14 protein-coding genes are annotated in these 18,577 nt (G+C 31.0%); 9 read left to right on the top strand and 5 right to left on the bottom strand.

Annotated features, from left to right (window positions below):
- The first annotated feature begins 7 nt into the window (after window positions 1–7).
- The 4 genes from ACKTTQ_RS05690 (at window position 8) to ACKTTQ_RS05675 (ending at window position 7,824) form a co-directional block, all read left to right on the top strand.
- Window positions 8–1,399 carry an eCIS core domain-containing protein gene (locus ACKTTQ_RS05690; protein ID WP_408048635.1) on the top strand — a complete coding sequence of 464 codons (1,392 nt, stop codon included), beginning with the start codon at window positions 8–10 and terminating at the stop codon, window positions 1,397–1,399.
- 3 nt (window positions 1,400–1,402) lie between these two features.
- On the top strand, window positions 1,403–5,566 hold the full coding sequence (locus tag ACKTTQ_RS05685) for a DNA/RNA non-specific endonuclease (protein WP_408048634.1): 4,164 nt from the start codon (window positions 1,403–1,405) through the stop codon (window positions 5,564–5,566).
- A gap of 6 nt (window positions 5,567–5,572) precedes the next feature.
- Window positions 5,573–6,922, top strand: coding sequence for an ATP-binding protein (locus ACKTTQ_RS05680; RefSeq protein WP_408048633.1), 1,350 nt, complete (start codon window positions 5,573–5,575; stop codon window positions 6,920–6,922).
- Window positions 6,923–7,002: 80 nt separating this feature from the next.
- Window positions 7,003–7,824 carry a hypothetical protein gene (locus tag ACKTTQ_RS05675; RefSeq protein ID WP_299135893.1) on the top strand — a complete coding sequence of 274 codons (822 nt, stop codon included), beginning with the start codon at window positions 7,003–7,005 and terminating at the stop codon, window positions 7,822–7,824.
- A 4-nt stretch (window positions 7,825–7,828) separates the two neighbouring features.
- Here ACKTTQ_RS05675 and ACKTTQ_RS05670 read toward each other — a convergent pair whose 3' ends face one another.
- On the bottom strand, window positions 7,829–8,188 hold the full coding sequence (locus tag ACKTTQ_RS05670; protein WP_299135892.1) for a hypothetical protein: 360 nt from the start codon (window positions 8,186–8,188) through the stop codon (window positions 7,829–7,831).
- An 8-nt stretch (window positions 8,189–8,196) separates the two neighbouring features.
- Window positions 8,197–12,570 carry a DNA polymerase III subunit alpha gene (dnaE, locus tag ACKTTQ_RS05665; protein WP_408048632.1) on the bottom strand — a complete coding sequence of 1,458 codons (4,374 nt, stop codon included), beginning with the start codon at window positions 12,568–12,570 and terminating at the stop codon, window positions 8,197–8,199.
- 241 nt (window positions 12,571–12,811) lie between these two features.
- On the opposite strand from dnaE, the gene ACKTTQ_RS05660 reads away from it, so the two are divergent.
- The 3 genes from ACKTTQ_RS05660 (at window position 12,812) to rimM (ending at window position 14,202) form a co-directional block, all read left to right on the top strand.
- Complete coding sequence (locus ACKTTQ_RS05660; protein WP_093869969.1) at window positions 12,812–13,003, top strand: cold-shock protein; 192 nt, start codon at window positions 12,812–12,814, stop codon at window positions 13,001–13,003.
- Window positions 13,004–13,157: 154 nt separating this feature from the next.
- Window positions 13,158–13,658 carry a 30S ribosomal protein S16 gene (locus tag ACKTTQ_RS05655; RefSeq protein WP_408048631.1) on the top strand — a complete coding sequence of 167 codons (501 nt, stop codon included), beginning with the start codon at window positions 13,158–13,160 and terminating at the stop codon, window positions 13,656–13,658.
- 16 nt (window positions 13,659–13,674) lie between these two features.
- Window positions 13,675–14,202 carry a ribosome maturation factor RimM gene (gene rimM, locus ACKTTQ_RS05650; protein ID WP_408048655.1) on the top strand — a complete coding sequence of 176 codons (528 nt, stop codon included), beginning with the start codon at window positions 13,675–13,677 and terminating at the stop codon, window positions 14,200–14,202.
- A 77-nt stretch (window positions 14,203–14,279) separates the two neighbouring features.
- Here the strand turns inward: rimM and ACKTTQ_RS05645 are convergent, their stop codons facing one another.
- Window positions 14,280–14,456, bottom strand: a complete 177-nt coding sequence (locus ACKTTQ_RS05645) for a hypothetical protein (protein ID WP_158530874.1) — start codon at window positions 14,454–14,456, stop codon at window positions 14,280–14,282.
- Window positions 14,457–14,560: 104 nt separating this feature from the next.
- Window positions 14,561–15,058: a GNAT family N-acetyltransferase gene (locus ACKTTQ_RS05640; protein ID WP_408048630.1), complete on the bottom strand. Its 498-nt coding sequence runs from the start codon at window positions 15,056–15,058 to the stop codon at window positions 14,561–14,563.
- A gap of 65 nt (window positions 15,059–15,123) precedes the next feature.
- On the opposite strand from ACKTTQ_RS05640, the gene ACKTTQ_RS05635 reads away from it, so the two are divergent.
- The gene (locus tag ACKTTQ_RS05635) at window positions 15,124–15,714 is read left to right on the top strand and encodes a PhnA domain-containing protein (protein ID WP_408048629.1); all 591 of its coding nucleotides are present in this window, start codon (window positions 15,124–15,126) and stop codon (window positions 15,712–15,714) included.
- 89 nt (window positions 15,715–15,803) lie between these two features.
- Complete coding sequence (locus tag ACKTTQ_RS05630) at window positions 15,804–17,228, top strand: hypothetical protein (RefSeq protein WP_408048628.1); 1,425 nt, start codon at window positions 15,804–15,806, stop codon at window positions 17,226–17,228.
- A 239-nt stretch (window positions 17,229–17,467) separates the two neighbouring features.
- On the opposite strand, the gene ACKTTQ_RS05625 is transcribed toward ACKTTQ_RS05630, so the two are convergent.
- The gene (locus tag ACKTTQ_RS05625) at window positions 17,468–18,523 is read right to left on the bottom strand and encodes a nucleoid-associated protein (RefSeq protein WP_113787658.1); all 1,056 of its coding nucleotides are present in this window, start codon (window positions 18,521–18,523) and stop codon (window positions 17,468–17,470) included.
- Window positions 18,524–18,577 lie beyond the last annotated feature (54 nt).

Raw genomic sequence — 18,577 nt, 5'->3', positions numbered from 1 at the left:
TGATGTAATGAAACGAAGAATAAGAAAAATACAACCACAAATAGTAAAAAAAGACTCTCTTTTCTTTAAACCAAATATCCAAACAAAATTAAAAATGGGTAGTTCTGGAGATAAGTATGAGGTAGAAGCTGATAAAATGGCTGATAAAGTGGTTAATAGTAAAAATGAAGGAGGTTTATTACAAAGAAAAAAGGTGGATGATGAGATCCAAAAGAAATCATTAGCATCTGAAGTAACACCATTAATCCAGAAAATGGAAAGTTCAGAAGAAGAAATAGTTCAAAAGCAAGAAGAAGAATCTGTTCAAGAAAAAGAAGAGGAAAATATTCAAGAAAAAGAAGAGGAAGAAATACAATCTAAAATAAAAAATTCAAAATCAATAGCTAAACCACAGTCTTCTTTTGAAGGTAAATTAAGAAAAGGAAGTGGAGGCCAAAAAATGGATGCTCAAACGCTAAGTGAAATGGAGTCAGGCTTTGGTGCAGATTTTAATAACGTAAAAATACATAATGATTTGGGCGCATCTCAAATGAGTAAAGAAATAGGCGCGCAGGCATTTACACATGGAAATGATATTTATTTTAATAAAGGAAAATATAACCCTAATTCAAGAGAAGGAAAGCATTTATTAGCTCATGAATTGACGCATACTATTCAACAAAAGGGAATGGTACAAAAGAAGGTTCAAAGAAAACCTGACTCAGCAGTTCCTGCTAATAATCAAAAAGATAAAAATACTTTAGAAAAATATAAAACAGCATTTCCTTTTTTCTATGCTTATATGAATGATCACTTTGGAGAGTATTTAACTGGGAGTGAAAAAATAAAAAAGGCTTTACTTAAAAATTCCGTTGGTATTTTAACTCCTGAAAAAATTAAAGAAACAACTGATTTTGAAAATGGAAATGGTCCTAAAATAGAATTAGTAGAGTTTTCGAACCCAAATCAAAACGGAGAATATTTTTATCAAGGGAATACAATTAAACTAAATTACAAACTAGTAGAGAAGTATGAAGAAGTACTCTCTAACCCTAATGCAACTGCTGAGCAAAAAAATGCGATTAGTATAAGTTTGAATCAAGTTTTGATAAATGAATTTACTCATTATGGAGATGCTTTAGATGGTATAGATGCTATACAAAATAATCAAGGACAGGTGATAAATAATCCATTACCAGGAGAAGGGGCTGAGGGTAATTTTACTTCGACTTATGATGAAGGGAATGAAGCCGTAGCAGAAATTTTTGAATTTTATGGTGCGTCAATGATAGATGGTTTACAAAACTATGCAGCACACGAAAAAGGTATTTACCTTGACCCTAATACCCTTAAAGAAATAGAAAAAGATCCTTCATTGATTGATAAAAGTTTAATACCTCCAATACCTAAAATAAAATAAAAAATGTTTGTAGCTAAACAAAATAATTCAAGTAAACCATCTTTATCATCGACTTCAAAGTCGAATAATTTTATACAGCCTAAACTAAAGGTGGTAAAGTCAGAAGATCAACAAGAAGCTACAAAAAACAAAAAGCAAGAAAAAAATAAGAAAACTAAAGAAACACCAAAATTCTTTGCGGCAAAAGCACAAACAAAAGGATTAGATACGGTAATTAATTCTAAAAATAAACAAAAAGAAGAAGGTAAGGAGAATTCAAAAGAGAAAGAAACTGGAGATGAATTAGTCGTAAAAGAGGTAAGTACAAAACAAGTTACTATAGAGAGCAGCAGTGGTGAAAATACAATAAAAGATGTAGTAAAAGGAAAAGGTGGAAAAGGATTGGTAGAAGCTAAAAATAAAGAAGAAAAACAAAAAGCTGAAGGTGAAAAAGAAAAAGGAGCTTTAGGTAAAAAAGTCGCAGAAAAAACAACACCAAGAAATCCAAAAGAAGATCCGAATTTTAAAAAGCTTGAAGGAAAACTAAAAAAAACATCAAAACAACAACAACAACACGAAGATTCAAAAACGTCAGCATCAGTAGCACAAAGTGCTGCGGTTTCTCCAGAGAATGAACGTGTGAGTATGGCACAATCTGGACAGGTTGAAGTAATGGCTGAAGCAGAACCAGGTACATTTAATGCGGTAGATTTTAAAGCAAAATTAATGAAACGCATTGAAGGAATGCAGTTGCCTAAAAATCAAGATGAAGCTGCTAATTTTGATGAGAATAATAATATTGATGAGGTAAATCAGTCTGCTACGCAAGATGTAGAAAATGAAAAAACTGCAGCAGCAGGGCCAGTAGAACAAACATCACAACAAGAGCCCAATGTTGGAGCAATACCACAACGAGAAGTAACACCATTACCTGCGGCTCCAATAGGGAATAAACCAGCAACGGCAAATCCAAAAAAGGCAATGCCTCCAAAACGAGGAAATGCAGAAGTTAATAAACCACTTGAAGATAATGTTGCTGAGGTAGACCAACAAATGGCAATGAATAAAGTAACTGATGAACAGTTAGAAAAATCTAACGAACCATCTTTTACGCAAGGTTTAGATGCTAAAAATGAAGCTAAAAAAGATGCGGCAACTGCGCCAGCACAATTACGTCAAAAAGAAAAAGGAGTACTTCAAAGCGCAAAAGCTGGAGCAACGGGGAAAGAGCAAGCAGGTTTAGCAGAAATGCATCAAAATAGAAGTAAACTATTAACTCAGGTTACAGGATCACAAACAAAAACTGGTGGGAAAGATACTTCGGAACGTACCCGAATTGCAACTGAAATAAATAAAATTTATGAAAACTCTAAAACAGCTGTTGAAAAAATACTTACTGATTTAGATACTACTGTAAAAGCAACTTTTAAAGCAGGAACGGAACTCGCTAAAATGAAATTTGAAAATCATGTAGCTTCTAAAATGAGAGCTTATAAAGCGAGGCGTTATAGTGGTGTGTCAGGAAAGTTAAAATGGGTTAAAGATAAGTTCGCTGGGATGCCAGATGAAGTAAATGATTTCTTTGTTACTGGTCGTAAAGAGTATATTAATACGATGGATAAGGTAATAACTAAAGTAGCAGAGTATGTAGCAACTAAGTTAACTGAAGCCAAAACAAGAGTTACTACAGGTAAACAAGAAGTTCAGGAATATGTAACATCGTTGCCTCAAAACCTTCAAAAATTAGGAAAAGAAGCCGCAGAAGAAATCAATGATAAATTTGACGAATTAGAAGATTCTGTAAATAGTAAACAAGATGAATTAATTGATAGTTTGGCAGAGCAATACATGGAAGGATTAAATGCTGTTGATGCACGAATCGAAGAAATGAAAGCTGCAAATCGAGGTCTTATTGATGCAGCGTTAGGTTTTATAAATGGTATTATAGAAACCATTAAAAAATTGAGAGATTTAATAGCAACATTATTAGCAGAAATTCAAAATGCTATGGATGTTATTATGGAAGATCCCATAGGTTTTGTTACTACATTATTTGAAGGTGTAGGAAAAGGAATTGATATGTTTATGGCTAACATTCAAAAACACATGTTAGGTGGTTTTGTAACGTGGTTGACAGGGGCTATGGGGCCAGTAGGAATTACCATTCCAGATAATCTATTTAGTCTCAAAGGAATTTTCAGTTTGGTAATGCAAGTACTTGGATTATCATGGGATTTTGTACGTAAAAAATCAGTACTACTCATGGGTGAACCAATGGTAGTAGCCATGGAAAAAGGCTTTGAAATGTTTCAGATTATTAGAGAAAAAGGAGTTTCTGGAATCTGGGAATATATCAAAGAGCAGTTTACAGATCTTAAAGAAACTATTATAGAATCTATAAAGAGCATGTTAATTACGCAAGTAATAGAAGCCGGTATAAAATGGTTATTAAGTTTATTAATTCCAGGAGCAGGGTTTATAAAAGCTATTATGGCAATTAAAGATCTTATTGTATTTTTTGTACAGTCTGCAATTATGTTAATTCCATCATTAATTCAAGCTATTAAATCGTTAGCCAGTGGTAATGTAGCAGGTGTTGCAAAAGCAATTGAAAAAGGATTAGCAATGCTATTACCACTTGTTATAAGTCTTTTTGCTAAACTAATAGGTTTAGGGGGGCTTGTGAAAAAAGTACAGAAAATAATTAAAAAAGTACGTAAACGTATAGATCGTGCGGTTACAAAAATGATTAAGAAAGCTAAAAAGAAGTTTAAAAAATTAGTCAAAAAAGGAAAAGCTAAGGTTAAAAAAGGAGTAAAAGGATTGTTACAATGGTGGAAAAAGAAGAAAAAATTTAAAGCTAAAGATGGAAAGTCACATACTCTGTATTATAAAGGAAAAGGTAAAAGTGCAAAGATGATGGTTGCTAGTACTCCAACTGCAGTTGAAGTAATGTTGAATCATAAATATAAAGTAGCAGAAGAGAGTAAAAAAGCAGATATTAAAAATGCTATTAGTTTACATAAAGAAACAGAACAGTTAAAAAAAGAGATTGAAAAAGCTCCAGAAGCTAAACAAAAATCATTAACAAATGATTTAACAACTAAAATGACTGCTCTATCTAAGCTGATGGCTGGTATTATGGTTGAAGGAGACGAAGTTGTGAAAGAATTCTTGAAAAAACATTTGAATAAAAATGTTTACATAAAGTCTGGGAAAAAATTAAATAAAACTTTTGAGAAAGAGGCAAAAAAAGTTGGGTACGAGTTCTTTTCTGTTGATGATCCAAACTTACCAAAACAAATTAAAAGAGCAGCAGGAAAAGCTAAGTCTAACCCTGCTTTAACAATTGAAAGTTCATCAAAAATATTAAAAGAAGGGGCTGGTACTAGTAGTAAACCTGAACATGATAATTTTATTCCTAAACAAATTGTAATAGAAAGTGACACCAAAGGGAAATATATAGCTTCCTACGAAACACTTACAGCTGATAAGAAAAAAGGACCAAAATTTACAGTTGAAATTAGTTATGATCAAGTAGAAAAAGGCATTCCAAATAAAGTGCAAACAAGAAAAGTACATGGACAAAATTTATCAAGCAAGCCAAGTGGCATCGGTAGAGGTAAAACAGATAGCGCAAGTGTATTTCATAATGCGCATATTATTGGAGATCAGTTTGGAGGTTCTGGTAGAAATTCATCTTTAAATATTCACCCATCTTCTCCTGATTACAATACAAAAGATATGTTGAATGTAGAAAATCAAATGGCAGCTCACTTTAAAAAAAGTAAGCAGAAGTATGATTTAACAGCAACGGCTAAAATTACAGATGATCAAAATAGCCCAGATAAATTAAAAAATTTATTAGCTCAAGAGTTTGATAAAGATACTTCTAAAATAAAGTATGTAAAAGACGAAGATGATAAAAAAGCGAAAGATAAATTAATAAGTTCACTTCAAAAATCTATAAATAGAGATATGACTGGAGTTCCTGCAAAGTTTTTAAGCATTAATTACAAATCTACTGGTTTAGGAAAAGATTTTGCTTCAGGTTTACAGACAGAAATTACTGATGATAAAAGAGAGAAAAAAGCAGAAACAAAAGTGCAACCTGATAAATCAATTAATGTAGGAGAAGATGCAGGTTTTGAAGATACAAAAGATAAGTTTTTAGCTTCTAAAAAATAAAGAATTATGAATGAAAATAATAAAATGCTGGAAGTAGTTACTGAAACAAGTTTTTATAATTATTTAGCGTTCAGAATAAGAAAAAGATTAAAAGCAGATCTAAATGAAGATAATATAATTGATACTGAGGTTGAATTTCAATTGGATGATTCAGAATTATCGCAATTTATTTATAAAAATCAATTTTCCCCTGATGAAATAGTGTTGTTAATGTTAGCTTTAGTTCCTCATATTTCAGCAAATTTCATTAACGATATTTTATCAGAATTTATTCCTCATGGAGGTGAGTTTCCAGAGTTTGGAGGGGTGAAAGGAAAAAATTATAGAGGTGTTATTCCAACGGGTGAAACAGCATTGTATATTTTAGGAGGGAAAGAGATAGAATACAGAAATCATTTAATTGACTACTTGTTTTATAAGAGTAGTTTATTTAAAAAAAGAATTCTTGAGCTAGAAAGTGTACCAAAGGGGGAGCCTTTTTTGAGTGGAAAATTAATTCTTGCAGAAGAATATGTTCATTTATTTTTAACAGGAAAAGAATTAAAACCACAATTAAGTCAAGATTTCCCAGCAAGTTTAATAACTACTGATATGGAATGGGGTGATTTAGTATTACAAGAAAAAACGCTTAATGATGTTAAAGAAATTGAGAATTGGTTAGCTTATAAAGAAGTGTTAATGAACGATTGGGGTATGGGAGCTAAAATTAAACCAGGATATCGAGTGTTGTTTTGTGGTGCTCCTGGTACAGGAAAAACATTAACGGCCAGTTTGTTGGGTAAGTATACTGAGCGTGATGTGTATCGAGTAGATTTGTCAATGGTAGTATCAAAATATATTGGAGAAACGGAGAAGAATTTATCTAAGTTATTCGATAAATCTATTGATCAAGATTGGATTTTGTTTTTTGATGAAGCTGACTCTATATTTGGTAAACGTACAAGTGTTAGAGATGCTCATGATAAATACGCAAATCAAGAAGTGTCGTATCTGTTGCAACGTATTGAAGCACATCCAGGGCTTATTATACTAGCATCGAATTTTAAAAATAATATTGACTCAGCTTTTACTCGTCGTTTTCATAATATTATAGAATTCGAAGCTCCAGGTTATGAAGAGAGAATTCAGTTATGGAGAAAGAATTTACCAGTAAATATTGAGTTAGAGTCATCAATAACAGTTGAAGAACTAGCAAAAAAATATAGTATTACAGGGTCAAATATTGTAAATGTTATTCAATATGCTTGTTTACAAACCATAGCAAATAACAAAAATAAAATTCAAAGAAAATATTTATTAGAAGGTGTAAAAAGAGAGTATTCAAAAGAAGGTAAAACAATTAATATTAGCATGTGATTTTCTGTTATTTCATTATAAAAAACTAATAAAAACTGAATATTTATTTTAGAATTGTGTAACTATAAAAATAATAAATTATGAAAAAAATAAATCAAGTAAACGGTATTCCTTTGCACTATGCAAGATTAACTAATCACCCTTATGGAACAAGAGGAGAGCAACGTGATTTTTTAATAGAGGAAAGTTTTTTTAAAGTATTGGAACAAGCTTTGCAAGAAGTATTTGAAAATTGCCCATTAGGAGTCCCTGAAGTAATAACTACGGCAGGAATATTTGTTAATAAACCAGGGCAACACGGTCATGGAAAGGCGTTTGATTTAGACGCAATTTTTTGGAAAGATAAAACCTTGGTTACAATGAATTTTGTACATCAAAAAGAATTGTACTTAGGTATAGAGTCTTTTTTAAGAAAGCATTTTGGAATCGTATTAAATTATCATTACCCAAACCATAAAGATCATTGGCATGTTGATACTAGTGTACCGGTAGATTACAATGAAAATTCAAAATCTGAAACATTATATCTTCAATTAGTTTTAAAACATATTTATAAAGAAGAAATTTTGGTAGATGGTATTTGGGGGCGACAAACTGCAGGAGTTGTGAAGGAGGTTTTTAATAAATTAAGGATTAATACACCTATTACAACCAAAAAAAACTATTTACAGTTTCTTGAAATCACGGGTAAAATAGCTTTCAAACTTTGTGAAGAACAAATATCAGCAACACATCTTTTAGATAACTTAACTGAGGTAATTGAAGATTTACCCGAACAAAACCGTATTACTGTTAGAGAAGCGTTTAATAGCTTTCTAGATCATAATGATACAGCACAGTGGCTTAATACTATTAAAGAAGAACATGATATAGATAGTTTGATTGATAGTTTTATAATATAAGATATTATTTTTCTGTATACTGATGTTTAAACCATACTTTTTTCCAAATTCTTTTTAAAATTAAGAAAGTAATATTTTCTGAATATACATCAACATCTGCTGGATCAATATTTTTTATGTCTTTTTCAGAAACATCTATACGATATAAAAGGTTTGTAAATAAATTAAAATCATTATTGATGAGTTCTTTGATTTTTATTTGAAGTTCATTCTTCAAAGTTAAAGGAACATAGTTTTTAGAAAAATGTAGATTGTTTCCTGTTAAACTAAGATCTTTATTTAGTTGATTTATAAGTTCGTTATATAATTTATTACTCTTTATGTTAGATAATAAGTCTATACTATTTTGAGATGGTGTTAACATTTTTTGAATTAATTCAATTTATAGTTAATAAATTGCTCATCTAAAGCTTTTAGAAACTCATTAGAAATTTTAATTTTTGTTGTTCTACTAGGTAAATTTAACTCTATTTTTTCGTCAGCATCCCATATGGTAAAGTTTAACCCTTGTGATCCTTTATTAGTGGCAAATAAATGTTGTAAATCTTTAATCATATCTTCTTTTACCTTATCTAAAGGCATTGTAATGGTGATTTTTTTACACATTTTATCCATAATGTCATGAAGTAAATTAAAATCTGTAAAAGAAACTCTAGGATCCCCTTTTACTCCTTCTTTATTTGTCCAACCAGGTTTAATCATGGTTTTGACAAATAAGAATGAATTTGGAACCAAAAAATGTTTAAATTTCAAGTATTCTTCACCAAAAACTCTAAATTCAAAGCTGTCATTATAGTCTTCAACAATGTAAGAAGCCCATCCTTTACCAGCTTTAGATACTCGATGTTGAACATCGGTAACAATTCCTGCAAAAGTTAAAGCCAAACCTTCATATTTAGCAATATCTTTAAAGTGTGAAAGAGAAGCATTACAAAATTTTAACTCATTTTTAAAATCATCTAAAGGGTGAGCAGAAATATACATTCCAATTACTTCTTTTTCTTTGGCTAGTAATTCCATTGTACCCCATGTTTCGCATTCAGGAATAATAGGTTCGGGTAGTTCTACAGCAGAGGCTTCCCCAAATAATGAAACTTGCGAAGAATTTTTGTTTTCTTGATATTTATTACCAAAACGAAGTGCTTTTTCTAAAAAAGTTTGATTTTTTTCGTCTTCAACAAAGTATTGTGCTCTATGTGTATTAGCAAAAGAATCAAAACCGCCTGCTAAAATTAACCCTTCAAAAGCTTTTTTGTTGGCTACACGTAAATCTACACGTTTAGAAGCATCGAAAATAGAATTGAAATTTCCATTTTCTCTACGTTCATCAATAATGGCTCGTACAGCGTTTGCTCCAACTCCTTTGATAGCTGCCATTCCAAAACGAACAGCCCCTTCTTTATTTACAGAGAACTTAGAAAAAGATTCATTAATATCTGGACCTAAAACCTCTAGTCCCATGCGTTTACATTCTTCCATGAAAAATGATACAGATTTTATATCATTCATATTATTAGAAAGTACTGCAGCCATATATTCAGCAGGGTAATGGGCTTTTAAATATGCAGTTTGGTAGGCAATCCAAGCATAACATGTAGAATGAGATTTGTTAAATGCATACGAGGCAAAGGCTTCCCAGTCTTTCCAAATTTTCTCTAACTTCTCTTCATCATGTCCGTTAGTTTTTGCCTGTTCAACAAATTTTGGTTTCATTTTAGCTAAAACAGCAATTTGTTTTTTACCCATGGCTTTACGAAGTACATCGGCTTCACCTTTTGTAAAATCTGCTAGTTTTTGAGATAAAAGCATTACTTGCTCTTGATAAACAGTAATTCCATATGTCTCAGCTAAGTACTCTTCCATAACAGGAAGGTCATATTCTATTTCTTCATCTCCATGCTTTCTTCTAATAAACGAAGGAATATATTCTAAAGGTCCAGGCCTATATAAGGCATTCATGGCAATTAAATCGGCAAAAACTGTTGGTTTCAGTTCTCGCATATATTTTTGCATTCCTGCAGATTCATATTGAAAAATACCAATAGTCTCTCCACGCTGGAACAATTCGTATGTTTTTATGTCGTCAATAGGGAAATTTTCTGGGTCTAAATCTACATCATGTCTAGCTTTAACAATCTTAACAGTATCTTTAATAAGGGTTAATGTTTTTAACCCTAAGAAATCCATTTTTAGAAGTCCAGCACTCTCAACTACCGAGTTGTCAAATTGAGTAACATACATGTCTGAATCCTTAGCAAGAGCTACAGGTACAAACTTTGTAATATCATCAGGAGTAATAATAACACCACAGGCATGTATACCAGTATTACGAACTGAACCTTCTAAAATTCGTGCTTTATTAATGGTTTCTGCCATTAAATCAGAACCATTAGATAAGCGTTTTAATTCGTTAACTAATTCAATTTCTTCTGAACGAAGTTTTTCTTTTAATCCTTTCTCATCTAAAGAAAAGATTTTTTTTAACTTCATTCCAGGAATTAATTTGGCAATTCGATCAGCTTCAAATAATGGTAAATCTAAAACTCTGGCCGTATCTCTAATAGATGATTTGGCAGCCATGGTACCATAAGTGATAATTTGGGCTACTTGATTTGCTCCGTATTTATCAATTACATAATCCATTACTCGACTTCTTCCTTCGTCATCAAAATCAATATCAATATCGGGCATTGATACACGTTCAGGATTTAAGAAACGCTCAAAAAGTAAATCATACTTAATTGGATCTATATTGGTTATCCATAAACAAAAAGCTACTACACTACCAGCGGCTGAACCACGCCCAGGACCAACAGAAACATCCATGTTTCTTGCCTCTCGAATAAAATCTTCTACAATTAAGAAATATCCAGGATACCCGGTTTTTTCAATAACTTCAAGTTCAAAATCTAAACGCTCACGAATACTTTCAGTAATTTCTCCGTATCGCTTTTTTGCACCTTCATATGTTAAATGGCGTAAAAAATTATTTTCACCACGTTTTCCTCCATCATCATTATCTTTTTCATCTCTAAACTCCTCAGGAATATCAAAGGCAGGTAATAATACATCACGAGCTAAGGTAAATGGTTCAACTTTATCTACAATTTCTTGAATATTTATGATAGCCTCTGGAAGATCAGCAAACAAGGTTTTCATTTCTTCCGAAGATTTAAAGTAATACTCGTCATTAGGTAAACCATAACGATATCCTCTTCCTCTTCCTTTTGGTGTTGCTTGTTTTTCTCCATCTTTAACACATAATAAAATATCATGTGCATTGGCATCTTCTTTTCCTAAATAAAAAGTGTTGTTTGTGGCAACGATTTTTACATCATGCTTCTTGGAGAATTCTAAGAGTGTTTTGTTAACTACTTTTTCATCTTCTTGCCCATGACGCATTAACTCGATGTATAAATTCTCGCCAAATTGTTCTTTCCACCAAAGTAAGGCTTCTTCAGCTTGAGCCTCTCCAACATTTAATATTTTACTAGGAACTTCTCCATAAAGATTTCCTGTTAAAACAATAACATCTTCTTTGTATTTTTTTATAACCTCTCTATCAATTCTAGGAATATAGTAAAAGCCATCAACAAAAGCGATAGAAGACATTTTCGCTAGGTTATGATATCCGTTTTTGTTTTTAGCTAATAGTACAACTTGATGTCCATTATCTTTCTGGCTTTTATTGGTGTGATCGGTACAAACATTAAATTCACAACCTATAATTGGTTTTATAATTTGTCCGTTTGGTTCTTCTCCTTTTTCAATAGCTTCTTTATTCGCAGCTTCTATTGATTTATTATGATTTAATACCGCTTGAACAAAATGAAAGGCAGCCATCATATTACCAGTATCAGTCATTGCAATTGCAGACATGTTGTCTTTTGCAGCTGCTTTTATAATGTTTCCAATTTGTATGGTAGATTGAAGAACCGAGTATTGAGTATGATTGTGTAAATGAGCAAACTGAACATCCTTTAAAGTTGCTAATCCTTCAGAAGTTGAAATAGTATCGCTAGCTTCTTCTTGAGAAGAATTTTGCTTGCGTATTTTTTCACTTTCTCTTTTAAGGTTTAAATGCTTTAACCCTATTACTTTAATTGGCATTGGGTTTACTTCCGAAAAACGTTTAAAGTAATCAGAAGGTACATCAAGCTTTTCTTCAGTATATTGACGTAAACGGATAAGTTCTAAAAAACATCTTGTGGTGGCTTCTACATCGGCAGTAGCATTGTGGGCTTCTCCAAACCCGCTACCAAATAAATGTTTATGTAGTTCGGTAAGTGTTGGTAATTTAAATTTACCTCCACGTCCTCCAGGTATTTGACAAAGTGTTGCGGTGTGTTCTGTACAGGTATCTAAAACAGGTAATTTTGTTAAGTTGTTTTCAACACCCAAACGATGGAACTCACACCCCATGATATTTACATCAAAACCTACATTTTGACCAACAACAAATTTTGTTTTTCCTAAAGCTTCATTAAATAATTGTAACCCTTCATCTAAAGAGATCCCTTGTTCAATAGCTAAATCAGTTGAAATACCATGAATACGTTCAGCATCATAAGGAATGTTAAATCCATCAGGTTTTATAAGAAAATCATTATGCTCAATTAAATTACCCATTTCATCATGCAATTGCCATGCAATTTGAATACATCTAGGCCAATTATCAGTATCAGTAATTGGAGCATTCCAACTTTTTGGTAATCCAGTAGTTTCAGTATCAAAAATTAAGTACATCGGTATAGTTTTCTTATTGAAGAATTTCAAAAAACAATGTGTAAAAATACAAAGAATTTAGAATGTTTTCTCTAGAAGTTATTAACGATTAATTTTATAGAGAGAATACTGTTTTTTAGATAGCTGAAACCTATGTTAGTTAGTGTGTTATCAAGATGTTAAGTTTTAAATAAATAGAAAAAAATCGATAAATTATCAGTTAATAAAAGTATATTTGTGCTTTAATATAATATTTTTTACAATGAAACAAGGAACAGTAAAGTTCTTCAATGAATCTAAGGGTTTTGGATTTATTACAGAAACAGGATCAAACACAGAGCACTTTGTACACGTATCAGGATTAATCGATGAGATTAGAGAAGGTGATACAGTTGAGTTTGAACTAAAAGAAGGAAAAAAAGGATTAAACGCAGTTAGCGTTAGAGTGATATAATTTTCACACTGATTTTATTTTCTTAAGAGCTTGTTTTTCAAGCTCTTTTTTTTATTTTAAATAGGTGTGTTTTTATAGTTGTATATGGAAAATATTTTATAAATTTGCGCACTTAATTAATAATCAAGGTACGTGTACCTTACAAATTAAAATTATGCCTGTAAAAATTAGATTACAAAGACACGGTAAAAAAGGAAAACCATTTTACTGGGTAGTAGCTGCAGATTCAAGAGCTAAAAGAGATGGACGTTTCTTAGAGAAATTAGGAACTTACAATCCAAACACTAACCCTGCTACCATCGATTTAGATGTTGATGGAACTGTACAATGGTTACAAAATGGAGCACAGCCAACTGATACTGCTAGAACAATTTTATCTTACAAAGGAGCTTTATTGAAAAACCATTTAGCTGGTGGAGTAAAAAAAGGAGCTTTAACTGAAGAGCAAGCTGAAGCAAAATTTACTGCTTGGTTAGATGAAAAAGCTGGTAAAGTAGCTGGTAAAGTTGATGGTTTAGCTAAAGCTCAAGCTGATGCTAAAGCAAAAGCATTAGAAGCTGAAAAAGCTGTTAATGAAGCGCGTATCGCTGCTAACACACCTGCTGTTGATAGTGAGGATGCTGTAGTAGAAAGCGGAGCAGATAGCGAAGAATAAAAACTATAGAGCGATGATGCAAAAAGAAGAATGCTTTTATCTTGGCAAAATCGTTAAAAAACATAGTTTTAAGGGCGAGGTAGTTATTAAGTTAGATACTGATGAGCCTGAACTTTATAGAAATTTGGAATCAGTTTTTGTCGATTTAGGCAATAACTTGATTCCATTTTTTATTGAAAAATCATCTTTAAGTAAAAGCACGATGTTTCGTGTTAAGTTTGAAGATGTAAATACTGAGCAAGACGCAGATGCTATTATGCGTGCAGGTATTTATTTACCATTAAACTTATTGCCTAAGCTTACCGGAAATAAATTTTATTATCATGAAGTAATTGGTTTTACTGTTATAGATACTAATTTTGGTGAGGTAGGTGAAATACAAAGTATTAATGATACTTCAGCTCAACCTCTATTTGAGATAGATAGAGATGGGAATGAAGTTTTTATCCCTATGATAGATGATTTTATCAAAAAAATAGATAGAGATAATAAAATTATTGAAGTTACTACACCAGAAGGTTTAATAGATTTATACTTAGATTAAAAAGCAAATAATATCTTATTATTAAATATAAAGAGAAAAGTAAAACAAAAATAAGGGGAAAACTTTTTTTTGTAAGCTTACATATTCTTTATTCTTATAACATCGGTAATTTGGTAAGACATTCCGTTAAAGTTTTTTTTAATAAGAACGTTTTCTAACCAATAAACAGATCCTCTATAAAATAATGGAAAAAGTAAAAACTTCTCACGCTTCTTTTTAGAAGAATATGTAGCTCTTTTTTTAAATAATCTCATTTTAGTTTGGTTTGATTAAAAAAAGGCTTGGTAATTATGGCGCGAAACTAGTTAATTTGATTTAGTTTTAAAAAAAACAAAAGTTAAATTTTAGGAGTCAAAAGTTAAAAAATGTATTCAAAGAGGCTATCCTTATTACCTTGATGAATTTCTTTTAATCCAATATAGTTAAATCCGAGTTTTGTTAATAATCTTTTTGATGCTTGGTTTTGAGGCATAGTAAAAGCTATTATTTTATCTTGTTTTAAAACTTCTTTAGTGTATTTCATAATACATTCAGTAGCTTCAAAAGCATAGCCTTTTCCTCTTCCTATAGGCAGAAAAGCATAGCCTACATCATAATAATCAGTTTTTTCTCTACTTAGCAAGCTTGATACTCCAATTGGAATATTTCTTTCATTTTCGTAAACAGTAAAAAATCCTAGTCCATCATTACATAAGTTTGGAATCATTTTTTGTTGTAAAAAAGTATGAGTTTCTTCTACTGATTTTAAGTTTTTATCATTGATGTTTTTAATAAAATCAGGGTCATTAAATAGCTCAAAATAAAAGGGAGCATCGTTTGCTTCAACCATTTTTAATGTTAGTCTTTCTGTACTCAATATCATGATTTAAAAATAGATAAATTCATTTAAAAATGTACATTTGTTTCTTTAATTTATAAGAAATGAGTTTACTACAGGAATTACAAGAAAGAAGTGGAAATCAATGTGAGTTATGTGCTGAAAAAAATGATTTAAAAATATATGAAGTGCCACCAATTTCAACAGGAGGTGTAGATGGTAGTTTACTAGCTTGTGGTACTTGTATAGGGCAAATTGAAGAACCAGAAACTACAGAAGCAAATCATTGGCGTTGTTTAAATGATAGCATGTGGAGTGAGTTCAGGGCTGTAAAAGTGGTAGCATGGAGAATGTTACATCGTTTAAAAAGTCAAGGATGGCCACAAGACTTATTAGATATGATGTATTTAGAAGATGAAGAATTACGTTTTGCTCAATCTACCGGAGAGCATTTAGATGAAAGTGAAAAAATAATACATCGTGATGTTAATGGAGCTATTTTAGAAGCCGGAGATAGTGTTGTACTGATAAAAGATTTAAAGGTGAAAGGATCAAGCATGGTAGCAAAACAAGGTACTGCTGTTCGTAGAATTTCTTTAGACCATGAAAATGCAAAGTATATTGAAGGAAAGGTAGGGCCTACTCAAATTGTAATCATTACAGATTATGTAAAGAAAATGGCAGAAAAAGAATAGTTTTGCTTTTTTAAATGGAAACTGCTTTTTAAGTAATTGTTATTGAGTGGTACAACAAAAATTTTACTAAATATAAATAATTAATAATCATGAAAAAGATTTTATTTACAATTGCTGTGCTAGGAATTACTATGCAAGCACAATCACAAATTACAGAAAAATCAGATGGAAAAGTTGGGATTGGTACAACTGTACCAAGTTCAAAATTACATGTTAATTATGCAACAACTTCAGGAGAAATTTCTAAAAATGGTATTAATAGTGTATTAATAACACAAGCTACTACAAATGTTACTAGTTATGATAAAGGAATATATTCGTCTATAGGTAATTTTGGTATTGCTCCAAATATTACTGATACAGGTTATAAAATAGGGCTTGATGCTTCTGCTTTTTCAAGTTCAATTAACTTTAAAGGAACCTTAAATTCTAATTTTGGTGTTTGGGCAAGAGCAGGAATTTATAATGCAACACCAGGTGCTAAAATCAATTTAGCTGTTGGTCTTGAAGCTCAGGTGTTAGATAATGTTGCTGGTACTACTATTGAAAACGCGTATGGTGTTAGAATTTCTACTGGTGCTTATAATAAAACTACAGTAACAAATAGATATGATTTATATGCTGGTACAGTAAATGCTAATAACTATTTTGCTGGAAATGTTGGTGTAGGGATCAATAAACCACAAGCAAAACTTAATGTAGTTGGCACTTTTCAAGTAGGTGAAATTGAAAATCCAGATTCTGGAATTCTAAGTACTTCTTATGAAAGTGGAAGTTTACATTTGAATATGATAGAGTTTGATGATCCTATAGCGTTAAGTTTTAAGCAAACAATAAACCCTAGTTATTCTGATAAATTTTATTATCATCAAGGAAATTTTGGTATTGGTATAAATAATCCAAGTGAAAAATTCGAAATTTACAATTCTACAACAACTCCAGGAACTATTTCACTAAGAAGCTCTAGAAATGATGCAGGAAATGTTGATGTTGGTCGTGTAAGTGCAAAGCAAGGTACTATAGAAGTATCTAGAATAGGAATGCCAAGAGGAGGAGGTGGCCATACAGGTTATCTTACATTTTGGACAAAAGAGACAAACTCTTCTTCATTAAAAGAGAGTATGCGTATTAATGAAAAAGGTAATGTGGGAATAGGAACATTGACTACTGGGGATCATAAATTAGCAGTAAATGGTTCAATTGGAGCCAGAGAAATTAAAGTTGAAACAAAAGTTTGGCCAGATTATGTATTTATGAGTGATTATAATTTACCAACTTTAACTGAAGTAGAAAAACATATTCAAGAAAAAGGTCATTTAGCTAATATTCCATCGGCTAAAGAAGTGGAGAAAGCAGGAGGAATAGAATTAGGGTCAATGAATAAAAAGTTATTACAGAAAGTTGAAGAATTAACATTATATACGATTCAACAAGAAAAACAATTACAAAAGCAAGCTAAAGAAATGCAAGAATTGAAGGAATTGGTGAATAAGTTAATCCAAAAAAATAAATAACCGTCTATACGAGGAGATAGGACGAAGCAATCTGTTTAAATAGAATTCAAATTTAGTAAGAGCACAAATATAAAGACTACTTCGTTCTATTTCATTATACTCGTAGTGACGTTAGTTATTATCTTTACGAAGTAAGAGACGATTGAAGTAATCTGTATAAGTTGAGTTCAGATTACCATATAAAAACAAAAAAGAGAAATTAATTAATTTCTCTTTTTTGTTTTATTATTTATAATGGGTTATTTTTCAGCGTTATAGTATACTTTGTAAAACTTCATTTTTTTATCCTCATCATATCCTTGTTCTAAATATTCGGTAGAGGCATCAGGAGCATCAACATCAATTTTAATTTGGATATTTGTATCTAGTTTAATTTCAGTTTTAAATTTACTTTTTTCCTTTTTTAAAACAGGGTCTGATACTTCAAAATTATTTCTAATTAAAACATCGTTCAATTTTTCAAAATGTTTCTTGTAATCTTCGAACATGTCTTTGTGTTTATCATCTTCAAAAACTTCATCTTTAAAGCCATGATAATCTACACTTTCATGTTCCTTAAAATAGTCAACAGTATTTGCTAAAAATGAACTTTGTTCTTGCTTTCCTAATTCAGGTTTTATAATTTCTTCAGAAAAGTCTTTACACATTTCTAGATAATTTTGAGTATGTAGGTTTCTATCATCTGCAAACTTTACACTTAAAAAATTTTTTATCCAATATTGAGCATCGTAATTATTATTGTCAATAGATAAAACAACAGTTCCTTCTGTATCAGAAGAATTTAAAATTAAACAACCTTTATCTAATTTTTTTGTTGAAATACCTTTTTGTACTACTACATCAAAGCTTTCATCATCTAAATATGTTTGAAAAAAGTCAACCTTACTTTCAATTTTAAAAATACCAACAGCTTCTGTTAACACATCTTTATACTCAATTCCTTCAAAGTAAGCAACAATAACGTCTCCGGTTTTTATATTGGCAGAGTTAGATTGTTCATATAGGTGGTTAACAATATTTTTTGAATTTTCAATAAAAACCTCATTACTGTCATCTTCAAAAATATCAGAAGTGTATTTATTAATTTCGTTTAAACGAACGTCAGCATGATGACTAAAGCGATAGCTTTGAGTAACAGTACCAAAATTTTTTAATAAAAAAGGCATTAATAATTCATAACTTTCTTCGTCAAAACGTACTAGACTTTCTGATAAAGCATTCTGGCCACTATTATATTTATTAGCAACTTTATGAATAATACATTTATTAATTTCTGCACGTGTTCTTTTAATCATTTTCTAAAAAATTGAAAGACAAAAATAAGTATTTTAGTACCGTTAAAAATAATA

Source organism: Tenacibaculum halocynthiae (assembly GCF_964512825.1).
Classification (GTDB): domain Bacteria; phylum Bacteroidota; class Bacteroidia; order Flavobacteriales; family Flavobacteriaceae; genus Polaribacter; species Polaribacter halocynthiae.
Note: the sequence above shows the minus strand (reverse complement) of the source record. Positions and strands in the feature narration are given on the sequence as shown.